Origin of the sequence: Chitinophaga sp., assembly GCF_036566945.1 — a bacterium.
GTDB lineage: Bacteria > Bacteroidota > Bacteroidia > Chitinophagales > Chitinophagaceae > Chitinophaga.
The window spans coordinates 1-3,425 of sequence record NZ_DATCVJ010000479.1 but is presented as its reverse complement, the minus strand read 5'-3'; the positions used below and the strand labels follow the sequence as shown (position 1 = coordinate 3,425).

Sequence of the window (3,425 nt, the reverse complement as noted above, 5' to 3'; positions counted from 1 at the left end):
CCTACTGGCTGGAATTACAGCAGTTATTTATACATTATAAAGTTCCTTTTCCCATATTATTATTGCGTAATTCACTGTTGCTCACAGATGAAGTATCCCGGCAAAGAATGCACAAACTGGGCATTACTACCACCGAACTTTTTAAGAGCACGGAAGATATCGTTAACGATTATGTGAAGCAACATACTAACGCCTCACTGGTATTGAAAGATGAATATGCTGCGATTGAGCAATTATTTGATGCGCTGGAAGAAAAAGCCCGCAGCATCGACGTCACCCTCGTGGCTACTACCGGCTCAGAACGGAAAAAAGCATTGAAGTCTATCGGTAAACTGGAACACAAATTTCTCCGCGCCGAAAAGAAAAAGTTCGCGTGGCAAACAGATCAGATCCGCCAGATAAAAAATAAACTGTTCCCCGCAGGTTCTTTACAGGAACGTAAAGAAAACCTGCTGCCCTGGTACGCCGCAGAAGGCCCTGCCTTCTTTGATCGGCTACTGGCGGCTATTACGCCGGTAACAGATCAGTTTACCATACTGGATGCACCAGTGGAAGCGGTTAGCAATATTGCGTAGATCCTGGCGATTTTTTGTCTTACTCAGGATTATACTGATTATACTGATTTTTTTTCTTTGGATTTATAGGATTAAAAAAGATGAAGGGAGATATGAGCAGATATTCGCTTTTATCTCCCTTCATCTTTTTACATCTTCCAAAATCAAAAAAACAGAAATCCGGAAATCAGTATAATCAGTATAATCCTGAGTAAGACAAAAAATCGCGGGGACTATCGTTTCATATGTGAACGCTGAATGTACAAAACTCAACAAGTTTAAATAAATAATATATTATTATAATTAATAGTATAGAATGGCCGTGGCATCGCCTTTGTTCCGCAAGGAAGCAATATATGACTATGCTTACAAACCACTTTAAGATAGTATGGTGAAAGACTGCAGGTTTGCGCTCCTACCTCACTTTGCCGGCAACTTCACTTCTTTCGCGCCTTCGGTTCCTTCTTTTTGTGTGAGTGCTTTACACATATCTTTCACGAGCGATAATATAGCCATCAGCTGATCATGTACTTGTTTGGTTTCCAGCATCTCATCGCGTATCGGCGTAGGCCCCTGGCCTTCATTGATTTCCTGTTGTCTTTTGTGTACCAGGTCTTCCAGGTGATGATCGAGACGTTCGAAGGCATGTACCTGCGGAGATAAACTAGCACTACCACTGGTAGCCGGATCAATCATCAGGGTTAATTGATCCATGTAGTGCAGCAGGTAATCCGTTATTTCCCGGTATTCGGGCCGTGGAAACTGTACGCCGTGGTGCATGCTGTAAGCCGCCAGCGTGGCAGTATGTGAAGTGAAGGTATGATTCAATACCACATAGTGATATACCTGTGAACCGTTTTTTTGCTTACTCTTTGGTTCAGAGAGCATGCGCTGGAAGGCAGACATCATGTTGGCAGAAGCGACATACGTATCTTTTCTGGCCAGCTTCAAATCGGTGACGGTCACCTGTTCATTGGAATAGGCCCGCATCACCAGTTCAAAATATTTACGGTTCGCCTCCATCATCTTCTTCATATAATCCGGCAGGAAATTATGCTCCCAGGTAGGCCATAGCAGCATATTGGCGAAGAAGGCAATACCTCCGCCCACGAAGGTGTCGAGTACCCGCTGGGTTACATTATACAAATCCGATGGATGCAGAAAATGCAGCAGGAAGATGATGAATGGGGTGACGAAAAATACGCTGAGCGTATACTGGAAGCTCATAAAACTATAGGCGCCCAGGATACATAGCAGCATCACGATAAAAATAACGGTGTTGTTATGCGTGATGTATAGCAGTCCCGCGGCAAATAAAGCGCCGGTAACGGTACCGATTAAACGTTGTATACTGCGTGATTTGGTGAGCCCGAATCCCGGCTTAAGGATCACTACGATCGTTAACAGAATCCAGTACACCCGGTCGAGGTGGAATGCCATGCCCAGTCCGTAACCCGCTACGGTAGCAAGACTCACCCGGATAGCATGCCGGAAGATATGAGATTTAAACGTGAGGTTATCCCGGAACGTTTCAAAGTCGTACTTCTGACGGGTGGTGAACTTCGAGAGTTCCAGTTTAGGATCTATCGATTCATCTTTTAGTCTTTCGAGCCGGGTAAGCCGGTGTAAATTATAAATACGCTGGGCCATGTCCTGCAGGTTCTGCAGGATGTTGGTCAGTGGGATAGTGCGTGTTCTTTCTTTGAGGGTAGGGAGTTTCAGGGTAATGTTACTGATGGACTGTTTTACCTTCTCCATCTCAAACTTCAGGTTGGTTTTGGGAAGGGATCGCTGACCTGAAGCTACCGCCATTCCAATATTTCTGAGTTCTTCTGTGAATTCAAGAATGAGGGCATGAAATTTCCCCAGGATGTCTTCGTCTTTAAAGTCGGCCTGCAGCGCGTTATAGTCTGTTTGTGACGCCATGATCTGTTCCTGCAGGTCCACCATATCCAGGAATATCAGCACCATGCTTTTGTTGATGCTGGTGGTACCTTGTTGGGCAGAACGCCTTTTCAGGAGGAGTTCCCTGACATTTTCCTGTTTTTCGTTCACAATCACCTGTTGTTCCAGTACTGCCTTGTAGTTATCAGCCACATTCACACCGGGCGTATAGAAGTTTGCCCTTGTTTCCAGGTAACGCGCGGTTTGTATGATACAATCACCCAATGCCTGTTGTACATTGAGGTAGGGTCGTATTTGCCAGAGGGTAAGGGCCAGGATGGCGTACCAGATACTTCCCAGCAGCACCATAGACGCATGCAACAGGGTAAGCTGTGGTGTTAGCTGGGTTTCGCCCAGTATGGATACCATTACGAGCAAACACCCGGTGCCAATATTACCACCCCGGTTGCCATATACGAGCAACATGGCAAACATAAAGCAGCAGCCGGCGATCCATATCGCCATGGGGATGGTATAGGGGATGAGTAGCCCGGTGCCCAATGCTGTAAGGAAGATCAGTCCTGTGCTGATGATCAGGCCATTCCGTTTATGGATGATGGTGCCGGGAACATCGCTCAGGGCAGTACACAGCGCGCCCATAGACATGGCTATGCCAAGACCCAGCTGGTCAAACCAGGCAAATACGAGGGAAGGCACTACCACACTGATGGTGGTACGCATACCGTTGCTGAAATGATAACTGTAAAGGAAATTTTTGATGTTATTGATCCGCTGTTCTGTACGCAAACGAAATTGGGTTTTTGATGCCGCAAAGATGCGGATTTTTTTCTTACTCAGGATGATACTGATTATGCTGATTTTCAAGATTTTGTTTTTCAGGATTAAAAAAGATTAGCGTAGATATAAGCGGATAAAATATTTATCCGCTTATATCTCCCAAAATCTTTTTTACATCTTCCAAAATCA

At 45.2% G+C, this 3,425-nt stretch carries 1 protein-coding gene and 1 pseudogene; one reads left to right on the top strand and one right to left on the bottom strand.

Annotated features, from left to right (window positions below; all coding sequences use genetic code 11):
• Nucleotides 1–575: pseudogene (locus VIP81_RS14680) on the top strand (bacillithiol biosynthesis protein BshC); the annotation flags it as partial.
• A gap of 399 nt (nt 576–974) precedes the next feature.
• On the opposite strand, the gene VIP81_RS14675 reads toward VIP81_RS14680, so the two are convergent.
• Nucleotides 975–3,323 carry an FUSC family protein gene (locus VIP81_RS14675; protein ID WP_331962001.1) on the bottom strand — a complete coding sequence of 783 codons (2,349 nt, stop codon included), beginning with the start codon at nt 3,321–3,323 and terminating at the stop codon, nt 975–977.
• Nucleotides 3,324–3,425 lie beyond the last annotated feature (102 nt).